The sequence below is a fragment of the Glutamicibacter sp. NPDC087831 genome (assembly GCF_044742845.1).
Taxonomy (GTDB): domain Bacteria; phylum Actinomycetota; class Actinomycetes; order Actinomycetales; family Micrococcaceae; genus Glutamicibacter.
Genome location: NZ_JBIUVH010000005.1, coordinates 177,647 through 197,528 on the forward strand (window position 1 = coordinate 177,647; position 19,882 = coordinate 197,528).

Sequence of the window (19,882 nt, forward strand, 5' to 3'; positions counted from 1 at the left end):
AGATGGGGCAACGCCACTGGCGTTGCCCCATTTTGCCTGCGTCAGCCCATGGGCCGGAGCACGTAGAGTAAAAGGCATGAAGCCCTACTTGCCGCGCGCCGCCCGCAACTACTTGGAGCAACTTCGCCGTGCGCTGGATTTCTTGTCTTTGCAAGAACGCAACGAAGTCATTGAAACCACCAAGCAGGAGATTCTCCGCCTGCCTGGCGGCGGACGCCGCAAGAGCGATTTGATCCGCTTGCTCGGCGAGCCTGCCTCGCGCGCGCTCAAATTCGAACGCCATGAGCCCGAAGCCCTGGAAGTGGGCAGCGGCAAGTACTTCTTGACGCGTATTCTGGCGTGGCCAATTTTCGCTCTCGCACTGCTGACCCTGATGGTGGTGCTTTTCGCCCCGCCGCAAGCCGCCTTGGCCAACGAACAGAGCTTCGGCTTTGTTGCCGGGGGAGTTGGCGGGCTGCTGGGGCAACTCGAATTGCTGATCGGATCCCAGCTGATTTGGCTGGCGTTCATTCCGGTCATCCTCAGCCTGGTTCCCTTGTGGCTGCCCAATAGTGCCGGCACCACCATCCACATCCTCGGGGCTGTGATCATGACCGTTATCTGCGCGGCCGGTGGCGGACAGCTCTCGCTCTTCTTCATTCCGGTGACCGTGCTGCTCTGGGCACAGGTTTTCACCCCGCTGCTGATGATGCGCGGTTCCATGGCAAGCCCCGGGCCCGGCTGGCTGGTGTGCGCGGCGGTGCTGCTGATCCTGGTCCTGGGGTATGCCAGCTACCAAGGCCTGGCCAGCTTCAGCGCTGCGCCATGGCTGATCCTGGCTCCGGCCGCGCTGCTGGCCGTGCTGGCGATGCTGTTGCCCTTCCGCTGGAAGCTGGCTCATATTGCGCTGGTCGCAGCCGGCCTGCTGGTGATGGCCGCTGGATTCGTCGCTGCGCTGCCAGGAACCTACGGGGCGGTCCTGGCCTGGCCGTGGCTGGCTGGCGGCATGAGCTTCGCCGTAGGACATCTCGCGCTAGCTGCCGGCATGTGGCACGAACGAGCCAGGAAATTGCTGGCCCTGTTTTAGGAGTTTCAATACTTGTAGGCGCTTAATGGGAATTTACAGAGAAAATGCGTATATCCTCGTGACATGGCCGAGAATAAGGAAAATTCCTCTCCTGAACCGACAAAACGTGGTCGCGGACGCCCGCGCAAGGACTCTGAATTCCAGTCCCTGAGCAAAGAGCAGCTGGCCCAGAAGGCTCTGGAAATCGCCGGTGCCGAGGGCTACGACGCGCTGACCATGCACCGTCTTGCGGCCGAATTCAATGTCACCCCGCGGGCGTTGTACAACTACGTGGCGGATCGCCAAGAAGTCATCAACCTGGCGGTGGGGCGCTTCATCTCGATCAATCCGCTGATCGAGTTCGACTGCAACGACTGGAAGCTCGGGGTGACCGAAGCGTACAACGCGACGCGCCGGGCCTACCGGGCCTACCCCCGGGCCTCGCAATTGACGCTCGACGAAAAGCTCAAGGTGGAGCCCGGCCCGTTCCGCAATGAATTGATGGAACGGATCCTCGCCTTCTTCGTGGATATCGGGCTGACGCTCAAGCAGGCAGTGGCCATGGTCCGCGCCCTGGAACGGGATGTCCTGGGTTTCGTGATGCATGTGGATTACTACTATGACCGCCGCTCGAAGGACAGCCCGGACTACGTGAGCTCGCTGGTGCCGGTCCAATTGCTTGACGCCTACCCGGAAGTTCCGACACCGCTGGCACGCCAAGCGCTCGAGCTGCCGCAGCAGGACAGCGATGACCTTTTCGGGGAAGTCGTCGAGTTGCGGTTGCTGGCTATTGCGCAGATGCTCGAGCTCAACCGGGCCGCCGAAGACCACAAAGAGTGAAATAAGCACCTCGACAGGGAATATTAGCCAGCTGGCCAACGCTGTAGGTTGAAGGACCGCAGGATTGTGCGGCCTGGAATTCGTTTGAAAGTTGGCCCATGTCCCAGAGCAAGCCGCATCCGGTACCAGTTGCTGAAGAACTCTCGGCCGGAGCACGATGGCGATTGCTGGGCGTGCTGCTGGCAGCGATGTTCATGTCGCTGGTTTCGGTCAGCATCGTCAACGTGGTTCTTCCTGCCATCGGTTCCACCCTGCACGCCACCGAAGCGGACCTGCAGTGGGTATTGGCCGGATATGCGCTGACCTTCGGCGTGGTGCTGGTTGCTGCCGGACGCGCCGGCGACCTGCTGGGCCGTGGCGTGATGTTCGTGGCGGGTTTGGCGATCTTCACAGCCGCCAGCATCCTCGCAGGGCTGGCCGCGGATCCACTGGTATTGAACATTGCCCGCTTCATCATGGGCGTTGGCTCAGGCCTGCTCAACCCCCAAGTGATGGGCATGATCCAGCAGCACTTCCGTGGCGCGGCCCGCGGCCGGGCCTACGGGCTGCTGGGCACCGCCGTCGGCTTCTCGGTAGCTATTGGGCCGGTGCTGGGCGGATTGCTGATCAACTGGTTTGGCGAAGACGCCGGCTGGCGCGCCACCTTCTTGATCAACGTCCCGGTCGGCGTGCTGGCTATTGTCCTGGCGCTGCTGTGGCTGCCTAAGCCGCTGTTCAACAAGCCAGCGGGCAAGGTGGATCTGGACCCGGTTGGCGGCCTCCTGCTGGCGGTTGGCATTTTCGCCCTGCTCCTGCCATTCGTCCAGGGCCGCGAAACCCCATGGCTCTGGTCGCTGCTGGCCTTGGCAGTGCTGGTCATGGTGCTCTGGGTCTGGTGGGAGAAGAAGTACAAGAAGCTCGGGCGCGAACCAATGGTGGAATTGGCCCTGTTCAAGATCCGCAGCTTCACCAACGGCACGCTCATTGCGGGCCTGTACTTCATGGGTGTTTCCAGCGTCTGGGTGCTGGTGGCCATTTACGTCCAGCAATCCCAGGGTTTCAGTGCCCTGCAGGCAGGGCTGATCTGCCTTCCCGCGGCCCTGCTCTCCGCCTTCAGCTCCGACATCGCCGGACGCTATGTCATGACCGTGGGGCGAAAAATGGTCATCGGCGGCATTCTCAGCGCCCTGTTCGGCCTGCTGGCCACCATTGCCGTGGTGGTCCTGGAGGATCGCGGGCTGCTGAACATCTGGTGGATGCTGCTTTCGCTGGCCTTCATCGGCGTAGCCCAGGGCTTCATTATTTCGCCTAACCAGGCGCTGACCCTCATGGAAGTTCCCGTGGCCAACTCCGGCAGTGCCGGCGGCTTGATGCAGACTTCCCAGCGCGTGGGCACTGCGGTGGGCATTGCGGTGATTACCGCTGTCTTCTACGGCATGAACCACGTAGCCGGGTATTCGATCGCCATGGCGCTCTCATTCGCTGCCATTTCCCTCTTGGTCCTGGCCACCTTGCTGGTCGGTATCCTTGATCTGCGCCATAGCCATGCTGCCCGCAGCAAGCCAGTTGCCGAAGAAGTCGTTCCCGTCAGCACCGGCGTGCAGCGTACGGTGACCGGGGCAATCGAGGTTGTCGGGCCGAAGGAGCCTACCCAGCCAGTAGACTCCCAGCCGTAATCCGGTACTGGCCAGCGGGTGGGCCTAAGACCTAGGCTGGGGGATATGAAGCGATTCTTCCTGCGCACCGCGGCACTGTCTTTGGCTTTCGGTGTTGCCGCCTGCGGGGCGACCCCGGGCGAGCCGGGCGCCAGCCAGCCAACTGAAAGCGAGACCAGCGTGATACTCCAGGATCCGGTCGGCTTGTGGGGCAGCAATGAGCAAGGCCAGCCGTGGCTGGAGCTTGCCGAAGACGGCAAGATCACCGGCAGCGATGGCTGCAACCGCCTCGCCGGTACCTGGAGTGCATCCGAAGACCTGGAATTCGCCGCGCTGGCTTCGACCAAGATGTTCTGCGAAGGCGTGGATGACTGGCTCTCGCGCGCTGCCTCCGCCAAGCTGGAGGACGGCGAAAAGATGCTTGTCCTTGACGCAGACGGGAAAGAGCTAGGAACCCTTGCCTTTGGTGGCAAGGGATCCTAGCTCTTTGCTGCTTCAGCCTGAACTATGCGCTGACGCGGTAACCGGAGATCATTGGGCACTCGAAAGGATCCCGGGCCGATAGCCCGACCTTGTTCAGGTAGGTGATCACCTGTGCGTAGGATTCGCGGACACTGGCCACGGTGTATGGCACCTGGTGCTCGTCGCAGTACTGGCGCACGATGCGCGAGACGCCGGCCAGGTTGGCGCGCGGCATGGACGGGAACAGGTGGTGCTCTACCTGGTAGTTCAATCCGCCGTAGACGTGGGAGAGCACGCGGTTTCCCCAGCTGGACTTGGCCATGACATTGCGTCCGGTCAGTACCTGGCGGGAGAAGAAGTCGATGCGGGCGTCCTGGGGAACCATCGGCATGCCCTTGTGGTTCGGGGCGAAGGAGGCACCCATGTAGACGCCGAAGACTGCCAGCTGCACGCCGAGGAAGGCGAAAGCCATGCCCACTGGCAGGAAGTAGAACACGATCGCCAGGTAGATGGCGATGCGCAGTGCAATGCCGGTCATCTCGCGCTTGCGGTTCTTGACCCGGCCGGCCTTGAAGAGGTACTTGATCGAATGCATATGCAGATTCAAGCCCTCAAGGGTGAGCAGCGGGAAGAACAGGTAGCCCTGGCGGTTGGTGATCCACTTGAGCAGGCCGCGCTGGCGCTTGGCGTCCTCGGTCTGGAAGGAGATGGTGTCCCACTCGATGTCCGGATCCTTGCCCACGGTATTGGGGGTGGCGTGGTGCTTGTTGTGCTTGTTCATCCACCACTGGTAGCTGATGCCCACGACGATATTGGCCAGGAACTGGCCCAGCTTGTCATTGCGCTTGTGCGAAGCCAGGATCTGGCGGTGTGCCGCCTCGTGCGCCAGGAACGCGAATTGGGTGAGCAGCAGGCCCAAGGCTGTGGCCATCAGCAACTGGAACCAGCTGTCGCCCAGGAGGATGAAACCGGTAACGGTACCGGCTAGCAGCACCGTCAGCACGATGCCCAACCCGAGATAGTGCCCGCGGCGGCGGCCGACCAGTCCAGCTTCAGTGACCAGCTTCTTGACGTGGAAGAAGCTCTTGGGGTCGCCCGGCTTGACCGTTGGCCCTTGGGGATGGAGTGTTGCAGTGCTGCTCAAGAAAATATCCTTGGGTACTAGGCGTCGACCTCGCAGTCGAAAGAACTGAAAAACTCGGCTCCCATAGTGCCAATCCTACGTTGGATAGCTGTGAACTTGCCAGTGCAATAAGTGCCCAAGTGAGGCCCTAGAAATGGGCCGTTAGTTGACCCTGTGCAACTTCCCATCGGGCGTCCAGTCGCACATTCTCCAGCAAGCGCCGATCATGGGTGACCAGCAGCAGTGCTCCGGTGTACGCTTCCAGGGCTTCTTCGAGCTGTTCGATGGCCGGTACGTCCAGGTGGTTGGTCGGCTCATCGAGCACCAGCAGGTTCACCCCGCGGGCCTGGAGCAGCGCCATGGATGCGCGGGTTCGCTCGCCGGGGGAGAGCGAATCCACCAGGGCCGAGGACTGGTCGGCCTTCAAGCCGAACTTGGCAAGCAGGGTGCGCACCTCCGCGGCGGAGTACTCGGGCACTTCCAATTCGAAGGCTTCGCCCAGTGGCAGGTCGCCGGGCAGCTGGGTGCGCGCCTGGTCGATTTCTCCGATATTCACCGAACTGCCCAGGGATGCCGAGCCGCTGTGCGGGGCCAGCTTGCCCAGCAGCAGGTTCAGCAAGGTCGACTTGCCTGCTCCGTTCGGGCCGGTGATGCCAATTCGGTCCCCGGCGTTGACCTGCACCGAAACCGGTCCGAAAGCGTAGTCCCCGTGGGATACCGAGGCCTCGTTGAGCGTGCACATCACCGAGGACCCGCGCTCAGCCGCGGCGATGGAGAACTGCAGGACCCATTCCTTGCGCGGTTCGGCCACTTCGTCGAGCCGGGCGATGCGCGATTCCATCTGGCGCACCTTGGCGGCCTGCTTTTCCGAGGACTCGGAGTTGGCCCGGCGGCGGATCTTGTCATTGTCCGGCGCCTTGCGCATGGCGTTGCGCACGCCTTGCGAGGACCATTCGCGCTGGGTGCGGGCGCGGGAGACCAAATCCGCTTTTTGGTTCTCGAACTGCTCGTAGGCCTCACGGGCATGGGTGCGGTTGATGGCCCGTTCGGCAAGGTACGAGTCGTAGCCGCCTTCATAGGTGGCTACCTGGTTCTGGGCCAGGTCCAATTCGATGATGCCGGTGGTGCAGCGGGAGAGGAACTCGCGGTCATGCGATACCAGGATCACCGGCGCGCGCAGGGAATTGATGAAATGCTCCAAATGCTCCAGGCCCTCGAGATCGAGATCATTGGTCGGTTCATCGAGCAGCACCACATCGAAGCGGGAGAGCAGCAGGGCTGCTAGAGCCACGCGGGCTACCTGGCCGCCGGACAGGGCAGTCATCTCGGTTTCTACCGGGAGGGTGAAACCGAGCTTGGCCAGCACCTCGGGGATGCGGTCTTCCAGATCCATGGCGCCACAGGCCATCCAGTGGTCGAATGCAACGGTGTAGGCGTCGTCCGCACCGGGCTTGCCGCTGCCAAGTTCTTCGGCGGTGGATTCCATGGCGGTGGTGGCGGCGGCGCAACCGGTGCGGCGGGCCAAATACGCGGTGATGGTTTCACCTGGAATGCGCTCGTGTTCCTGGGGCATCCAGCCGATGAACGCAGAATCCGGGGCGGTGCTCACCGTTCCGGCCTGCGGGGCCGCGGCCCCGGCAAGCAGCGAGAGCAATGTGGACTTGCCAGCGCCGTTGGCACCCACTACGCCGTAGACATCACCGGGTGCGGCGGTGAAGTTCAGATTCGAGAAGAGGGTTCGGTGGGCGTGGCCGCCAGTCAGGTCCTTGGCCACGAGCGTTGCAGTCATGGCTCCAATTCTAGTTCCAGTCGGACGCGGAATATTTCCGGTGTGCCCTAGGCAATACCGGGCGAGAGTATTAGTCTATTAGCATGCATGCAGATAATAAGATTTATGCTCCGGATCCTTCCTCGGATTTCGTGGAGCTGGCCGCGGAAGTCTTCGGCTTGCTGTCCGATGCCACCCGGATCCGGATTGTGCTGCATCTGCGCCGTGCCGGTGAGCTCTCGGTCAACGCGCTCGCGGAACTGGTCGAGAAGAGCCCTTCGGGGGTATCCCAGCACCTGGCCCGTTTGCGCATGGCGCGCATGGTGACCACGCGCCAGGACGGAACCAAGGTCCTGTACAGCCTCACCGATGAGCACCCGGCGCGCCTGGTCAGCGAAGCGATCAAGCAGGCGGAGCATTCGGTATCCAACGGCCAGCTGCCGCTGCACCACGAAGCCCCGCAAGGCTAGCGGCAAAAGATACGGGAGTCGGCAAAGATGCTCGCAGTACTCAGGGACCAGGCGTACGCCAAGCTTTTCAGCGCCCAGATGATTGCGCTGCTGGGCACGGGCCTGCTTACCGTTGCCCTGGGCCTGCTGGCTTTCGATATTGCCGGCAGCAACGCGGGATTAGTGCTTGGGCTGGCTTTGACTGTGAAGATGGTCGCCTATGTGGCCGTTGCTCCTGTGGCCAATGCCCTGGTTTCCCATATTCCGCGCAAACCCGTGCTCATCGGGTCCAACATCATTCGTGGACTAGTGGCGCTCTGCCTCCCATTCGCCAGCGAAGCGTGGCAGATCTATGTGCTGATTTTCGTACTGCAATCAGCATCGGCGACCTTCACCCCCGCGTTCCAAGCGGTCATTCCCTCGATCCTGCCCGATGAGCGGGATTACACCCGGGCCTTGTCGCTGTCGCGGCTGGCCTATGACATGGAGTCGTTGGCCAGCCCGATGCTGGCGGCCGCGCTGCTGACCGTCACCAGCTACCACAACCTCTTCGCCGGGACCGTGCTCGGCTTTGCCGCGTCTGCTCTGCTTGTTGCCGCGACGCGCTTCCCGGCGATCCCGCCGCCCCAGAAGTCGCTCTTCTTCCATCGCCTCACCGGGGGAACCCGGGCATTCTGGGCGGCACCGGAACTGCGCAGCCTGATGGCGCTGAATCTGGTGGTCGCCGCGATCTCCGCCATGGTCATCGTCAACACAGTGGTGCTGGTGAAGGGGGATCTGGGCCGTTCGCAGGTGGATGTGGCGCTGCTGCTCGGAGCATACGGTGCAGGTTCGATGGCGGTGGCACTGGGCATGCCGGGGTTGCTGGAGCGATTCGAAGACCGCAGCGTGATGCTCGCAGGCGCCGTGATGGTGCCGCTGCTGCTGTTCGTCGGTGCCGCTGTGATCGGCTGGGGCGAGGGTTCTGGCCAATGGGCCGGGCTCCTTGGCCTGTGGCTGGCCCTGGGTGCGGCGACCGCAACTATCCTCACGCCCTCGTCGAGGCTGCTGCGCCGCAACAGCACCGAGCAAAACCGCCCCGGTGTTTTTGCCGCGCAATTTTCCTTGTCCCATGCATGCTTCTTGCTGACCTATCCGGTGGCCGGCGCCCTGGGCGCTTCGATCCGCCTGTGGGGTGCGGCTCTGGTCCTGGTCGGCATCGGAGTGGTCGGTACGGTGCTGGCATTTGCCTCGTGGCGCCCGGAAACGGTTTCGGCGCACCAGGCTGATCCGATACCCAACGCCAATTCTTGAGCTGTCGTCTTCGGGATTTATGCGCGGCTGCACGGCAACAGGCCGGTGGATCGTGTTCCAAGTACCGTGCAGCGGCGGAGCGGTGCGCTCATCCTGCCACCGCCGGTCGGCCAATTACTAGCTGGCGAGGCACGGGCGCCGATGACAGGATGGTTGCCGTGTCTCGCGGGACGGTGAGATGAATCCACTTATTTCAAAAAGTTCTTGCTGTGTTGTGGCTCACTTGCTACAGTCTTACCGCTGAAAGGGATTCCGATCCCATTCAGTGGGAACACTTACCTTCAGATTAACATGAAAAGGGGTCATTCTGATGGACGATCAGCTGAACCTCGGCGAGAACAACCTTCCGTTAGCAGGCGTGCGCGTGCTGGAACTTGGAAACTTCATTGCTGCTCCCTTCGCTGCCCGGATCTTTGGCGATTTCGGCGCTGAAGTAATCAAGATCGAGCGACCTGATGGGGGAGATGAACTGCGCGACTGGCGTAAGGCCCGCGGTGAAACCTCCATGCTCTTCCGCACTATCGCGCGCAACAAGAAATCTGTCGAGCTCGATTTGCGCAGCGAGCTAGGTGCGAGGGCAATTAAGGAAATCATCAGGACCACAGATGTGCTGATCGAGAATTTCCGTCCTGGCACTTTGGAAAAGTGGGGGCTTGGCCCTGAGGTGCTCAGTGTAATCAACCCTGAACTGGTGATCGTGCGTATCTCGGGCTACGGTCAGACTGGACCCTATAAGGACCGCGCCGGATTCGGCAGTTCTGCTGAATCATTTGCCGGATTGCGCTACATCACCGGCGAACCCGACCGTCCCGCAGGACGGGCCGCCGCCTCCTTGGGTGATACCGTCGCAGGTCTCTACGGAGTCATCGGCGCCTTGATGCTGATGCTCAACAAGGCCAAGGGAGGGAGCAACCAGGAGCAGAACGTCGTCGATGTGGCACTGTACGAAGGTGTCTTCTCGCTGCTCGAATCACTGGTCCCGGACTACGATGCCTACGGCATGGTCCGCGAGCGTACCGGCGGCCGGCTTCCAGGAGTGGTGCCTACCGGCTCCTATACTTGCCAGGATGGCCTGGAGGTGGTTATCGGAGGGAACTCCAACTCGGTATTCACCAGGTTGATGCGCGCTGTCGGGCGCGAGGACCTGGCCAACGACCAGTCCCTTTTAACCACCGAGGCTCGCGGTTCCCGCGAGGCAGAGCTCAACGGAGCCATCGAGGCATTCACCGGATCCCTGCCGCTGCCGCAGGTGCTCGACGCGTTGGATGCGGCCGGGGTTCCGGCGGCTCCGGTCTACGACGCTGCCTCCATCGCCCAGGACGAGCACTACCTTGCCCGCGGCATGATCGAGACCCACGAAGTGAAGGTCGACCAGGAGCCCGAACTGATCCGCTTCCCGGGCGTGGTGCCAAGGATTCCCGGCCACCAGGGCGAGGTCAAGTGGGTCGGCCCGGACCTGGGGGAGCATACAGAGGAAGTCCTCAAGGACCTGGCTGGCTTCGATGAAGGGCAGATCCGGGCCATGGGCAACAAGGCGGTGAAATGATGCGGATCGAAATCACCGACGTGTTCTTGCGTGACGGATTGCAGGACGAACCGGTCATCGTTTCCACGGCCGACAAGGTGAAGATCGCCCGAGCCACCATGGACGCAGGTGTCGAGCGCATGGAGATCGCGTCATTCGTCAACCCGAAGCGCGTGCCGCAAATGGCCGACGCCAGCGACGTGTTGTCCGCGCTGTCCATGGAATCCAGGGTGCGTTTCACGGTCCTGGCCCTGAACGGCCAGGGCATCGCCCGGGCGGCAGCTGCCGGAGCGCGCGAAGTCCAGGTGGTGGCGTCGGCCAGCCAGGCGCACAGCAATGCCAACGCCGGTGCTGGCATCGAGAAGTCACTGGCCTCGCTCGCGGGCGATGTCGCAGCCCACCCGGAAACCGGATTCCACGCCGGGATCTCCACCGCCTTCACCTGCCCCTACGAGGGCGAGATCGACCCCTCTCGTCTCCTGCAACTGGTACGCGCCTTCAAGTCCATGGGCATCACGGACATCGGGCTGGCTGACACCCTCGGAACCACGCCACCGCAACGCCTGATCGACAGCGTGAAGCACATCCAGGACGCTGAACCCGACCTGGCCTACTCGTTGCACCTGCACAATGCCCACGGCCTGGCCCTGGACACGGTGAAATTGGCCATCGATGCGGGCATTACCCGCTTCGATGCCGCACTGGGCGGCTATGGGGGCTGCCCATTCGCTCCGGGCGCGGCAGGAAACCTGTCCACAGAAGAGCTCGTGGATTTTCTGCACGCCGAAGGGCACATCACAGGAATTGATCCTTCAGGGCTCGCAAAGGCCACCGATCTGGCCCGCGCAACGATCTCCAACGCACCACCTGTCCAAACAGATTCCCTCTCCATCCACTAGGCAACCAGGCCTGCCTTCACGGCTGGCCATGCAACGGCCTTCCGCGCAAAGACGCCGGTAGCCTTGCAAGCCACGAAACATCGGGAGAATACGATGTCAAAGACCAACCAGGAAGCCCAGCTTCCGCGTTCCATCCAGAATGAAGACCAAGACCTTCTGCGGCGGCTGAACGAAAAGGCCCAGCTGCCCAAGGGCGCCCACCACGCCAACCCCCGGCACTTCGCCATCTCGGGCCTGCCGATCTGGCTTTACCTGACCATGGCCGCAGTAGTGCTCATCGCAGCCGTGACCGGCAAGCTTCCCGGCGGCATGTTGCCAGGCTTCGCCGTCGCGATGCTGCTGGGCGGCCTGCTGATCTGGTTCGGCAACCTGTTCCCGATAGTCCGTGACTTCGGGCTGCCGACGATCCTGTGCACCTTCGTCCCGGCGCTGGTGATGTTCTACGGGTTCATGCCGGAGGCGATCATTACCGTGGTCACTGACTTCATCACCACCCACGGGTTCCTTGACTTCTTCGTGGCTGCGGTGATCGCCGGCTCGATCCTCGGCGCGCCGCGCGCCCTGCTGCTCAAGGCAGGTCCGCGCTTCGCGATCCCGCTGGTTTCCTGCATCCTGATCTCCTTTGCTGCAATCGGACTGATCGGAGCCGTAGCAGGATTCGGTTTCTGGAACGCGATGCTCACCGTAGCGGCCCCGATCATGGCTGGCGGCCTGGGCCTGGGGGCGGTGCCGATGAGCGAAATGTACGGCGCCCAGACCGGGCAGGATTCCTCGGCATTCATGGGCGACCTGATGTCGGCTGTGGTCGTCGCCAATGTCTTCTGCATCCTCTTCGCCGGAATCCTCAACGGACTGGGCAAGCGCAAGCAGCTGTTTATCGGCTTCAGCGGCAACGGCGACCTGATGCGCGTGAAGGGAACCAGCAAGGAGCTGTCCAACCCGCCCAAGCGCACCATGGCGAGTTTCCTCACCTTGGGCAAGGGACTGGTGCTGACGGCAGGGCTCTACGTGCTGGGGGAACTGCTCGGCGGGTTCTTCGCATTCCTGCATCCCTACGCCTGGATGATCATCGTCGTGGCCGCGCTGAAGATCTTCGGGTTGCTGCCCAAGGATATCGAGGAAGCCACCACCGACTGGGGCGAGATGATCACCTCGGTGCTGGTCCCGGCGCTGCTGGTGGGCGTGAGCATTTCCTACATCGACATCAACGAGGTCTTGGCTTCGCTGGGCGACCCGATGTTCATCGTGCTGGTGGTCATTACCGTGCTGATCGCCGGACTGAGCGCCGGAATTGTGGGCTGGCTGCTGAAGTTCAACTTCGTCGAAGCGGCCATCACCCCGGGCCTGGTCATGGCCGACACCGGCGGTTCGGGCGACGTGTCGGTACTCAGCGCGTCGGAGCGCATGCACCTGATGCCGTTCGCGGCCCTTTCCAACCGCATCGGAGGGGCCTTCGTGCTCTTCTTGACTACACTGCTGGTGCCATTCATGGGCTAGCGAACCGCGGCGTGCTCGCCAAGGATCCGGTCCACGCATCGATGGCGGGGCCGGATCCTTTTGGTGATTGCCGGGGTGGCGCTACCTCTGGTCGCTGAAGGCCGCGGAGATCCTCGCTGCGGTGCCCGCTACCAGCTGGCCGTGATCGGTGCCGGGGGAGACTTCGCATCGCGAGAGCGGCATGGCCAGGCAGATCGAAGCAATGATGTGATCACTCTGGAGTACCGGTGCGCTCACCGATCCCAGCCCGGGAGTGCGCAGCCCCACGGATTCCACCCAGCCGTGGCTTTCGATCGAGGCCATGGCCTCCTGGTCGAAGGCCAGCAGCCGTCCGCTGGAACCATGCGGCAGGGCGAGGCTTGCTCCTGGGGGCAAGGTCGCCTTCAATTCGTGCCGGGAATCCACGGAGCTGATGCAAACCCGATGATCGCCGCGGCGAATCCATAGTTGCGCCGTCTCACCGGTCGCATCGCGCAGTTCGGTGAGGTGTCCGAGTCCGACCAGTTCAAGCCGGCTGCGCACGAACCGCCTCCCCAGGCTGTAGTTGCCCGACGGCTCGCGCTTGAGGAAGTCGTACTCGACTAGGCTCAGTGCCAGCCGGTGGGCGGTGGAAGTGGACAGTCCGGTTTGGCGGGCCAGCTCGCTGGCCGTTGCATCACCGAATTCGAGCGCGTCGAGGAGCTGGCAGATGCGTTCCAGCTGCCGATTGGTCGTGGGTTCAGTCATGGAGCGGGCCTTTCAGGGTAACGGGTAAACGGGCGGTGGCGTGGTCGGTGCTCGGGGATTGAATCAGTGATTCCTACTGTATGGGAAGTGGATTTCGCTGGCCAGTAATGAATACTGCCCCGGGGTCTAGTGATCCTCGATACGTACTGATATTGTATTCCCGCTGAATAGCAATTGAATCCCACTACATAGGAATATCAGGAGGTTGTCATGGCCAATTACAGGATTACGGTCATTCCCGGTGACGGGATCGGGCCGGAAGTCGTCGACTCGGCGCTGAAGTTGCTCGGAGAGGTCCAGGAGCAGTTCGGGTTCACCCTTGACTACGTCACCTACGATTTCTCAGCTGACCTGTACCGGCGCACCGGGCGCAAGATCACCGCTGCCGACATGGACGAGATTGGAAAGAGCGACGCAGTGCTCTTCGGGGCCATGGGGCTGCCCGACGTGCGAGACGAAGAAGGCCTGGAACTTGGAGCGCAGGTCGAGATGCGCGCCCACTACAAGCTGTTCGCCAGCCTGCGTCCGGTCAAGCTCTTCAAGGGTGTTCCGAACGCGGTACGGGCTGAGAACATAGACATGCTGGTGATCCGTGAGACCTCCGAGGGCATGTTCGCAGGTCTGCACGACAAGCATGAACCCAGCGATGTGGAAGCCACCGACCGGATGACCATCACGCGGGCGACCTGTGAAACGCTCTTTGCTGAGGCCTTCGACCAGGCCCGGTCCCGCCGCAAGCGCGGTACCCCCGGCCGGGTGACCCTGCTGCATAAGTCCAATGCCCTGCGCAGCAACGTGCTGATGGAAAAGGTCTTCGACGAAGTCGCAGCGAAGAATACCGACATCGATAGCAGCAAGTACTATATTGACGCCGGTTCGATGTACATGGTGACTGATCCGGGGCGGTTTGACGTGATCGTCAGCGAGAACATTTTCGGCGACATCACTTCGGAAATTGCCGCCGGTCTAGTTGGCGGACTGGGCGTGGCACCTTCGGCTGATGTGAGCCGGACCCACGGGGTCTTCCAGCCGTCGCATGGCAGCGCGCCGGATATCGCCGGCACTGGCAAGGCCAATCCCACAGCAATGATCCTCTCTGCCGCCATGATGCTCGACTGGCTGGGAGAAAAACGCGAGGATGAAGCGCTCGTCTGCGCTGCACGCAGCATTAACTCCGCTGTCCAAGAGGTGCTCGCCACCGGTCCGCGCTCGGCCGATCTGGGCGGGAATGCCAGCACCGGGGAAGTGACCGACGCGGTACTCCGCGCCCTGCAAGCCTCCGCAAGTATCCCGGCCGGATCCTGAAAGGATAATCATGACCTGGAAAGTCCTATTCATCAACCCATTAAATGACTACATCGACGGCCTGAAAGCATCGACTCCCGAAGGGTTCGAGCTGGTGGTATTGCCAGCTGGCACCAGCGTGGAGGAGCTGGTAGCCGAGGCAGCTGACGCAGACTTCATCATTTCGGGCATCGAGGTCCCCGAAGAAGTCTTCCGTGCAGCCACCCGCGCGAAGTTCATCCAGTACATGAGCTCGGGTTACGGCCAGCTGCCGTTGGGGGTGCTCAACGACCTGGGCATTCCCGTGGCGCAAATGAAAACCCATTCGATCTCGGTGGCCGAGCACGCGGTGAGCCTGATCCTTAACTTGTTGCGCCGTATTCCGTCCTCGATGCAGCTTTTGCGCGAGGGCAAATGGCGCCAGGACCTGGATGAAGCCTCCTATGCGGAACTGTATGGCAAGACCGTGGGAATCGTAGGCCTGGGAAATATTGGGCGTTGGGTTGGCAAGGTGGTGCACCATGGCTTCGGTGCCAACGTCGTCTACTACGACACTGCCCAGATCCCGCTGACAGTGTCCGAGCTGATCTCGGCACGGGCGGTGTCATTGGAGACTTTGATGCGCGAATCCGATGTTGTCTGCGTAAGCCTTCCGCTGAATCAGGGGACCGGCAAGCTCATTGGACGCGAGGAACTGGCCATGATGAAGGCGTCCGCCGTGCTGGTCAATGTCGGTCGCGGCGAGGTCATCGATGAAGAGGCATTGATTGACGCCTTGCGCACCGGGAGCATTGCCGGTGCCGGGCTGGATGTCTTCGAACTGGAGCCGCTGGAACTGGGCAGCGAGCTATTGAGCCTGGACTCGGTGATCTGCACGCCCCATATGGCGGGGGTGGGCTGGGAGAATGTGCAGCGGAGGCTGGCCACAGTTTGGGACAACATCGATGCCGTTTTGCGCTCAGAAGTTCCTCTTGGGGTCGTCACCGAAACCAGGCGCGTCCCGATAAGCGGTGCCGTAGGTTGATCCGCCGGTTGGCCAGGCCTGTCTATCCTGAACAGGAAGACCGGTTTGGCTGACTAGGTCCTGGGACCTCACCGCGCGGAGCGCAGCATTTCCAGGACCTGGTCCTGGCCCACTAGCCCGAAGTCCTCGTAGAAGGCTCCGACGGCAGTGAAATTTTCCGGGGTGAGCAGTTGGCAGATGCCATTGACCCGGGGTGCCAATTCGGCAGCCGTTCCAGGCGAAGCCACCGGAACTGCCAGCGTGATGGAGGCGGGATCCAGGTCCTGGATAAGATCCAGCGCGGCCTTCATCGTGGCGCCCGTGGCCATTCCGTCATCGCAAAGCAGCAGGTCGCGCTCGGCCAGATCGGGGCAGTAGTCCTTGAAGGTGCTGGCCAGAGCCAGCAGGTCGGCACCGGTGCCGCGTTCCAGGGATTCGAGTTCGTCCTTGCCGAAATACTGCAGAGCCCGGCGGTAGATCGCCTCGTTGATGTGGCGAGCGCTGCTAATCCCGTACCGGGCAATGGCGCCGAATGCCAGTTCGGGATTGCGCGGCACCCCGAGCTTGCGCACTGCCACCGCGCCCAGTGTGGCCCCGAGGGCCTTGGCCACTTCATGGGCGATGGGCACTCCGCCGCGCAGCAAACCCAGCACGGTGTATTCGCCGGCGGGCAGCAGGGTGGACAGCTTCATGCCCAGCGCGGCGCCGGCATGGCTGCGGTTTTCGAACACTGTGCTTCTGCCTGTTGCCATAGTCCAAGTCTTGCCCAATGGCGCCCGATTGCAAGGGGGCTGCGGGAAATATCCAGCATTCCGAGTTCTGCGCGGTGATCAGGTGCCGCCACCGGATGCCGGCGAAGAAGTGCTGGCCGTGCGTGGCGGGGATCTTGGCAAGGAGCTATTTCCGGGCAGACCCGGGGTGAACCCAGGACTCGGTGCCTTGCTAGAGACCCAGGAGGGACCGTGTGCGCTGGTATTTCTCGGCCAGCCGCTGCCGGGTAGCCTGATCCAGCTGGCTTGTGCGTTCCGGGTCGGTGTTATCGGCTAGGTCCGCCTGCTTGACCAGCAAGGCCAGCGCATTGCCGCGCACTCCGGCGCAATATTCTTCCAGGCTCTGCCCGGGCCGCTTGCTCAGCAATTCCACCGCCACGATGACCGTGTCGGGAAGGCCTGCGGCACGCAGGTCCGCCGCGCTCACGTCGCAATCCTCGATCACATCATGCAACCAGGCGGCCGCGATGGCTTCTGGCGAACCGCCGAGGTCGCGGGCGTGCCCGGCCACTCGTGCCGGATGCCCGATAGACGCGGCGCCGAGCTTGTCGACCTGTCCTTCGTGGGCGCCGGACGCGATGTCCTTGGCCGTATCGATCATCGATTTGTGCTCGCGCATAGTCCGCCTCGCTGGGTAGTTCCTGTCGAGTCCCACTCTACGCATGGCGGCCGGCATTTGGGCAGGAAGCCTGATCCTTGAACTTCCACGTGCCTGCAGAGTGCAGCCGGCCGGCCCGGCGAGACGGCAGTGGCGGTGGCAGGCATGCCAATGGCCGGTCCAGCAGCCGTTGCCGGACCGGCCCGGTGTCCCAGTGCGGAACTAGCTGGAGGCTCGTCCCAAGTTCTGGAACTTTTTCTGCCGGCGCTCCAACCGATCTGCCTCGGGAATGGCAAGGGCCAAGGAGATCTCCGCAGCAATAGCCGTTCCGAGTTCCTGGCAGAACTCGCGCGGCCGGGTGGCAGCGTCGTCGAACTCGTCCACCACGTGGTCCACCAGGCCAAAGGCGCACAGCGAAGCAACGCCGATCTTCTGCTGGCGGGCCATATCCGGGGCATGGCTGGTACTGCGGTGCATGATGGCGCTGGCGCCTTCGGGCGGCAACGGCGAGAGCCAGGAATTGCGGGCTGCGATGGTCCGGTCCGCCGGCAGCAGCGCCAGTGCGGCGCCGCCGGTACCCTGGCCGAGGAGCACCGACACCGAGGGGGACCGCAAGCCGATCAATTCGCTGAGCGAGCGGGCAATCTCTCCGGCCAACCCGCCTTCCTCTGCCTGTATCGAGAGCTCGGCGCCGGTGGTGTCGATGATGGTGACCAACGGCAGGCCGAGTTCCTGGGCCAGTTGCATCCCGCGGCGGGCCTCGCGCAGCGAGGCGGGCCCGAGGCTGGCCGTGTCCGGGTGCCGCGGCCGCTGCTGGCCGAGCACCACCCAGCGCTGTCCTGCGAACCGCGCCAACGCCAGTATCAGCCCGGGGTCTTTCTCTCCCTGTCCGGTTCCGTTCAAGGGCAGCGCGTCGTCAGCTGAGGCCAGCAGCATCCGGGTGTCCGGTCGGCGCGGGTTCCGGCTGGCTTGCACAGAGCGCCAGGCGTCCTCGTCCGCACTGCACGAGATGCTGCCCACCGGTGCAGGGAAAGCGCCGGAATCTCGTACCGGCTGCAGGATCTGCAGTGCCCGGTCCACTAGCTGCGGAAGGTCCTGCGGCGGGACAACCGCGTCGATCAAGCCCTTGCGGAACAGGTTCTCCGAGACCTGGACGCCCTCCGGGAAGTCCTGTCCGTAGAGTGCCTGGTAGACCCGTGGACCCAGGAAACCCAGCAGCGCCCCTGGCTCGGCAACGGTGATGTGCCCCAAAGAGCCCCAGGAGGCCATGACACCGCCGGTGGTGGGATGGCGCAGGTAGACCAGATAGGGAAGTCCTGCCGCCTTGTGCCGGCGGACCGCATCGGTGATGGCGACCATCCCCAGGAAGGCCAAGGTGCCTTCCTGCATGCGGGTGCCCCCGGAAGCGGGCCCCGCCAGCAGCGGCAGTCCGGCCGCCGTTGCGCGCTCGATGGCCGCGACAATGCGCTTCACGGCAGCCTGCCCGATGGAACCGGCCAGGAAGTTGAATTCCGAGACGATCACCGCCACTTCGCGGCCCTGGATCAGCCCCTTGCCCGTGAGCACCGATTCATCGGTGCCGCTTTTTGCGCGGGCGGCATCGAGGTCGGCCGCATAGGATTCGCTGAGCTCGGGCTGCTGCGGCTGGCTGTCCCAGGACTCGAAGGAGTCTTCATCCAAGACGATGGACAGTAGCGCCGACGCGTCAATCCGTTGGGTTCTGGTGCTCATGACTGGTCTTCCTTCTGCTCTTCGAGCCAGCGGTCCACGTCCGCTGCATCAGCATTGAGCAGGGGCGGAGCGGTATGCGCCTTGCGGGTGGTCTCCTTGCTGGTGGCGGCATCGAAGAAACGCAGGGGAGGGCCGGGCAGGCTGACCCTGCCCAGCACTTCGTGCTCCACCTCCACGACGAGCCCTTGGGAGTGGACCTGGTCCCAGTCATAGACCTCCTCGATGGAGCGCACCTTTCCCGCTGGAATGCCGGCTGCGTCAAGGGAGTTGAGCAGCTGCGCCGCATCGTATGCGCTAAAAGCCCGTTCGATCAGCTCATTGAGCGCCGCGCGGTTCTCCACGCGCTGGGAGTTGCTGGCAAAGCGGGGATCCCCGGCGGGCAAGCCGAACCGGGAGGCGAAGGCCTGCCAGAGCTTTTCGCTGCCGATGCTGATCTGCACTTTCCCATCGGCACAGGAATACAGGCCGTAGGGTGCAATGGAGGGATGGTGGTTGCCGATGGCTTGGGGATTCTCCCCGGCCACGGTCTGCCGGGTGCCCTGGAAGGCATGGACCCCGATGATCGAGGCCAGCAGGGAGGTGCGGACCACTTGGCCGCGACCGGTCCTTTCGCGTTCCAGCAGCGCTGCCAGCGCCCCGTACGCTCCATACATCCCCGAGAGCAGATCCGCGATGGGCACCCCGACTTTCTGCGGATCCTCCGGGCCGGAGCCGGTAATGGACATCAGCCCGGCCTCGCCCTGCAGGATCTGGTCGTAGCCGCTGCGGTGGGATTCGGGGCCGTCGTGCCCGAAGCCGGTAATGGACAGGATCACCAGCCGCGGATTCAATTCATGGAGCACCTCGACGCTGAAGCCGAGCCGGTCCAGCACGCCGGTGCGGAAGTTCTCCATGAGCACATCCGAGTTCCTGACCAGGTCGGCCAGCTTGGCTTGGTGCGCGGAATCCTTCAGGTTCAGCGCAACAGACTGCTTGTTGCGATTGCATGACAGGAAGTAGGTGGCCTGCCGGTTGTCTTCCGGCCCGACGAAGGGTGGGCCCCAGCCGCGGGTGTCGTCCCCGGTGCCCATCGCTTCGATCTTGATGACCTTGGCACCCAGGTCGCCCATCATCATTCCGGCGTGAGGCCCGGCCAGTGCACGGGTCAGGTCAAGGACCACGTAGCCGCTCAGGGGGCCGGTGCCGGTGGCCAGGGTTTCTTCGGGTTGGACTGTAATCGAGCTCAAGAGATACCT

18 protein-coding genes are annotated in these 19,882 nt (G+C 63.0%); 11 read left to right on the plus strand and 7 right to left on the minus strand.

Features of this window, described 5'->3' with window-relative positions; genetic code table 11:
- The first annotated feature begins 76 nt into the window (after positions 1–76).
- From ACIOJF_RS15625 to ACIOJF_RS15640, 4 genes are all read left to right on the plus strand, one after another.
- Positions 77–1,066 carry a hypothetical protein gene (locus ACIOJF_RS15625; protein ID WP_332595165.1) on the plus strand — a complete coding sequence of 330 codons (990 nt, stop codon included), beginning with the start codon at positions 77–79 and terminating at the stop codon, positions 1,064–1,066.
- A gap of 63 nt (positions 1,067–1,129) precedes the next feature.
- Complete coding sequence (locus tag ACIOJF_RS15630) at positions 1,130–1,885, plus strand: TetR/AcrR family transcriptional regulator (protein WP_105662609.1); 756 nt, start codon at positions 1,130–1,132, stop codon at positions 1,883–1,885.
- Between the two features lie 98 nt (positions 1,886–1,983).
- On the plus strand, positions 1,984–3,540 hold the full coding sequence (locus ACIOJF_RS15635) for an MFS transporter (protein ID WP_332488224.1): 1,557 nt from the start codon (positions 1,984–1,986) through the stop codon (positions 3,538–3,540).
- A gap of 45 nt (positions 3,541–3,585) precedes the next feature.
- Positions 3,586–4,002: an META domain-containing protein gene (locus ACIOJF_RS15640; protein WP_402741849.1), complete on the plus strand. Its 417-nt coding sequence runs from the start codon at positions 3,586–3,588 to the stop codon at positions 4,000–4,002.
- Between the two features lie 22 nt (positions 4,003–4,024).
- On the opposite strand, the gene ACIOJF_RS15645 is transcribed toward ACIOJF_RS15640, so the two are convergent.
- Positions 4,025–5,125, minus strand: a complete 1,101-nt coding sequence (locus ACIOJF_RS15645) for a fatty acid desaturase family protein (protein WP_402741850.1) — start codon at positions 5,123–5,125, stop codon at positions 4,025–4,027.
- 127 nt (positions 5,126–5,252) lie between these two features.
- Positions 5,253–6,893, minus strand: a complete 1,641-nt coding sequence (locus tag ACIOJF_RS15650; RefSeq protein ID WP_402741851.1) for an ABC-F family ATP-binding cassette domain-containing protein — start codon at positions 6,891–6,893, stop codon at positions 5,253–5,255.
- A gap of 83 nt (positions 6,894–6,976) precedes the next feature.
- On the opposite strand from ACIOJF_RS15650, the gene ACIOJF_RS15655 reads away from it, so the two are divergent.
- The 5 genes from ACIOJF_RS15655 to ACIOJF_RS15675 all read left to right on the plus strand — a co-directional run bounded on the left by ACIOJF_RS15655 (position 6,977) and on the right by ACIOJF_RS15675 (position 12,535).
- Positions 6,977–7,342, plus strand: coding sequence for a metalloregulator ArsR/SmtB family transcription factor (locus tag ACIOJF_RS15655; RefSeq protein WP_105658020.1), 366 nt, complete (start codon positions 6,977–6,979; stop codon positions 7,340–7,342).
- A 27-nt stretch (positions 7,343–7,369) separates the two neighbouring features.
- A complete protein-coding gene (locus tag ACIOJF_RS15660) occupies positions 7,370–8,614 on the plus strand; it encodes an MFS transporter (protein WP_332727765.1) in 1,245 nt (414 codons plus the stop codon).
- A 310-nt stretch (positions 8,615–8,924) separates the two neighbouring features.
- Positions 8,925–10,160: a CaiB/BaiF CoA-transferase family protein gene (locus ACIOJF_RS15665; RefSeq protein ID WP_105661063.1), complete on the plus strand. Its 1,236-nt coding sequence runs from the start codon at positions 8,925–8,927 to the stop codon at positions 10,158–10,160.
- Positions 10,157–11,038, plus strand: a complete 882-nt coding sequence (locus ACIOJF_RS15670) for a hydroxymethylglutaryl-CoA lyase (protein ID WP_286134517.1) — start codon at positions 10,157–10,159, stop codon at positions 11,036–11,038. Before ACIOJF_RS15665 ends, ACIOJF_RS15670 begins: the two co-directional genes overlap by 4 nt.
- Before the next feature lie 93 nt (positions 11,039–11,131).
- Positions 11,132–12,535 carry a 2-hydroxycarboxylate transporter family protein gene (locus tag ACIOJF_RS15675; protein WP_402741852.1) on the plus strand — a complete coding sequence of 468 codons (1,404 nt, stop codon included), beginning with the start codon at positions 11,132–11,134 and terminating at the stop codon, positions 12,533–12,535.
- An 81-nt stretch (positions 12,536–12,616) separates the two neighbouring features.
- Here the strand turns inward: ACIOJF_RS15675 and ACIOJF_RS15680 are convergent, their stop codons facing one another.
- A complete protein-coding gene (locus tag ACIOJF_RS15680) occupies positions 12,617–13,261 on the minus strand; it encodes an IclR family transcriptional regulator (protein ID WP_105661066.1) in 645 nt (214 codons plus the stop codon).
- A 210-nt stretch (positions 13,262–13,471) separates the two neighbouring features.
- Between ACIOJF_RS15680 and ACIOJF_RS15685 the strand changes: the two genes are divergently transcribed.
- Complete coding sequence (locus ACIOJF_RS15685; protein WP_105661067.1) at positions 13,472–14,566, plus strand: isocitrate/isopropylmalate dehydrogenase family protein; 1,095 nt, start codon at positions 13,472–13,474, stop codon at positions 14,564–14,566.
- Positions 14,567–14,576: 10 nt separating this feature from the next.
- Positions 14,577–15,569, plus strand: coding sequence for a D-isomer specific 2-hydroxyacid dehydrogenase family protein (locus ACIOJF_RS15690; protein ID WP_105661068.1), 993 nt, complete (start codon positions 14,577–14,579; stop codon positions 15,567–15,569).
- Positions 15,570–15,637: 68 nt separating this feature from the next.
- Here the strand turns inward: ACIOJF_RS15690 and ACIOJF_RS15695 are convergent, their stop codons facing one another.
- The 4 genes from ACIOJF_RS15695 to ACIOJF_RS15710 form a co-directional block, all read right to left on the minus strand.
- A complete protein-coding gene (locus ACIOJF_RS15695; RefSeq protein WP_402741853.1) occupies positions 15,638–16,300 on the minus strand; it encodes a phosphoribosyltransferase in 663 nt (220 codons plus the stop codon).
- A gap of 190 nt (positions 16,301–16,490) precedes the next feature.
- Positions 16,491–16,937, minus strand: coding sequence for an HD domain-containing protein (locus tag ACIOJF_RS15700; protein ID WP_402741854.1), 447 nt, complete (start codon positions 16,935–16,937; stop codon positions 16,491–16,493).
- 201 nt (positions 16,938–17,138) lie between these two features.
- Complete coding sequence (locus tag ACIOJF_RS15705; protein ID WP_402741855.1) at positions 17,139–18,647, minus strand: carboxyl transferase domain-containing protein; 1,509 nt, start codon at positions 18,645–18,647, stop codon at positions 17,139–17,141.
- Positions 18,644–19,873 carry a CaiB/BaiF CoA transferase family protein gene (locus ACIOJF_RS15710; protein WP_402741856.1) on the minus strand — a complete coding sequence of 410 codons (1,230 nt, stop codon included), beginning with the start codon at positions 19,871–19,873 and terminating at the stop codon, positions 18,644–18,646. Before ACIOJF_RS15710 ends, ACIOJF_RS15705 begins: the two co-directional genes overlap by 4 nt.
- Between the last annotated feature and the right edge of the window lie 9 nt (positions 19,874–19,882).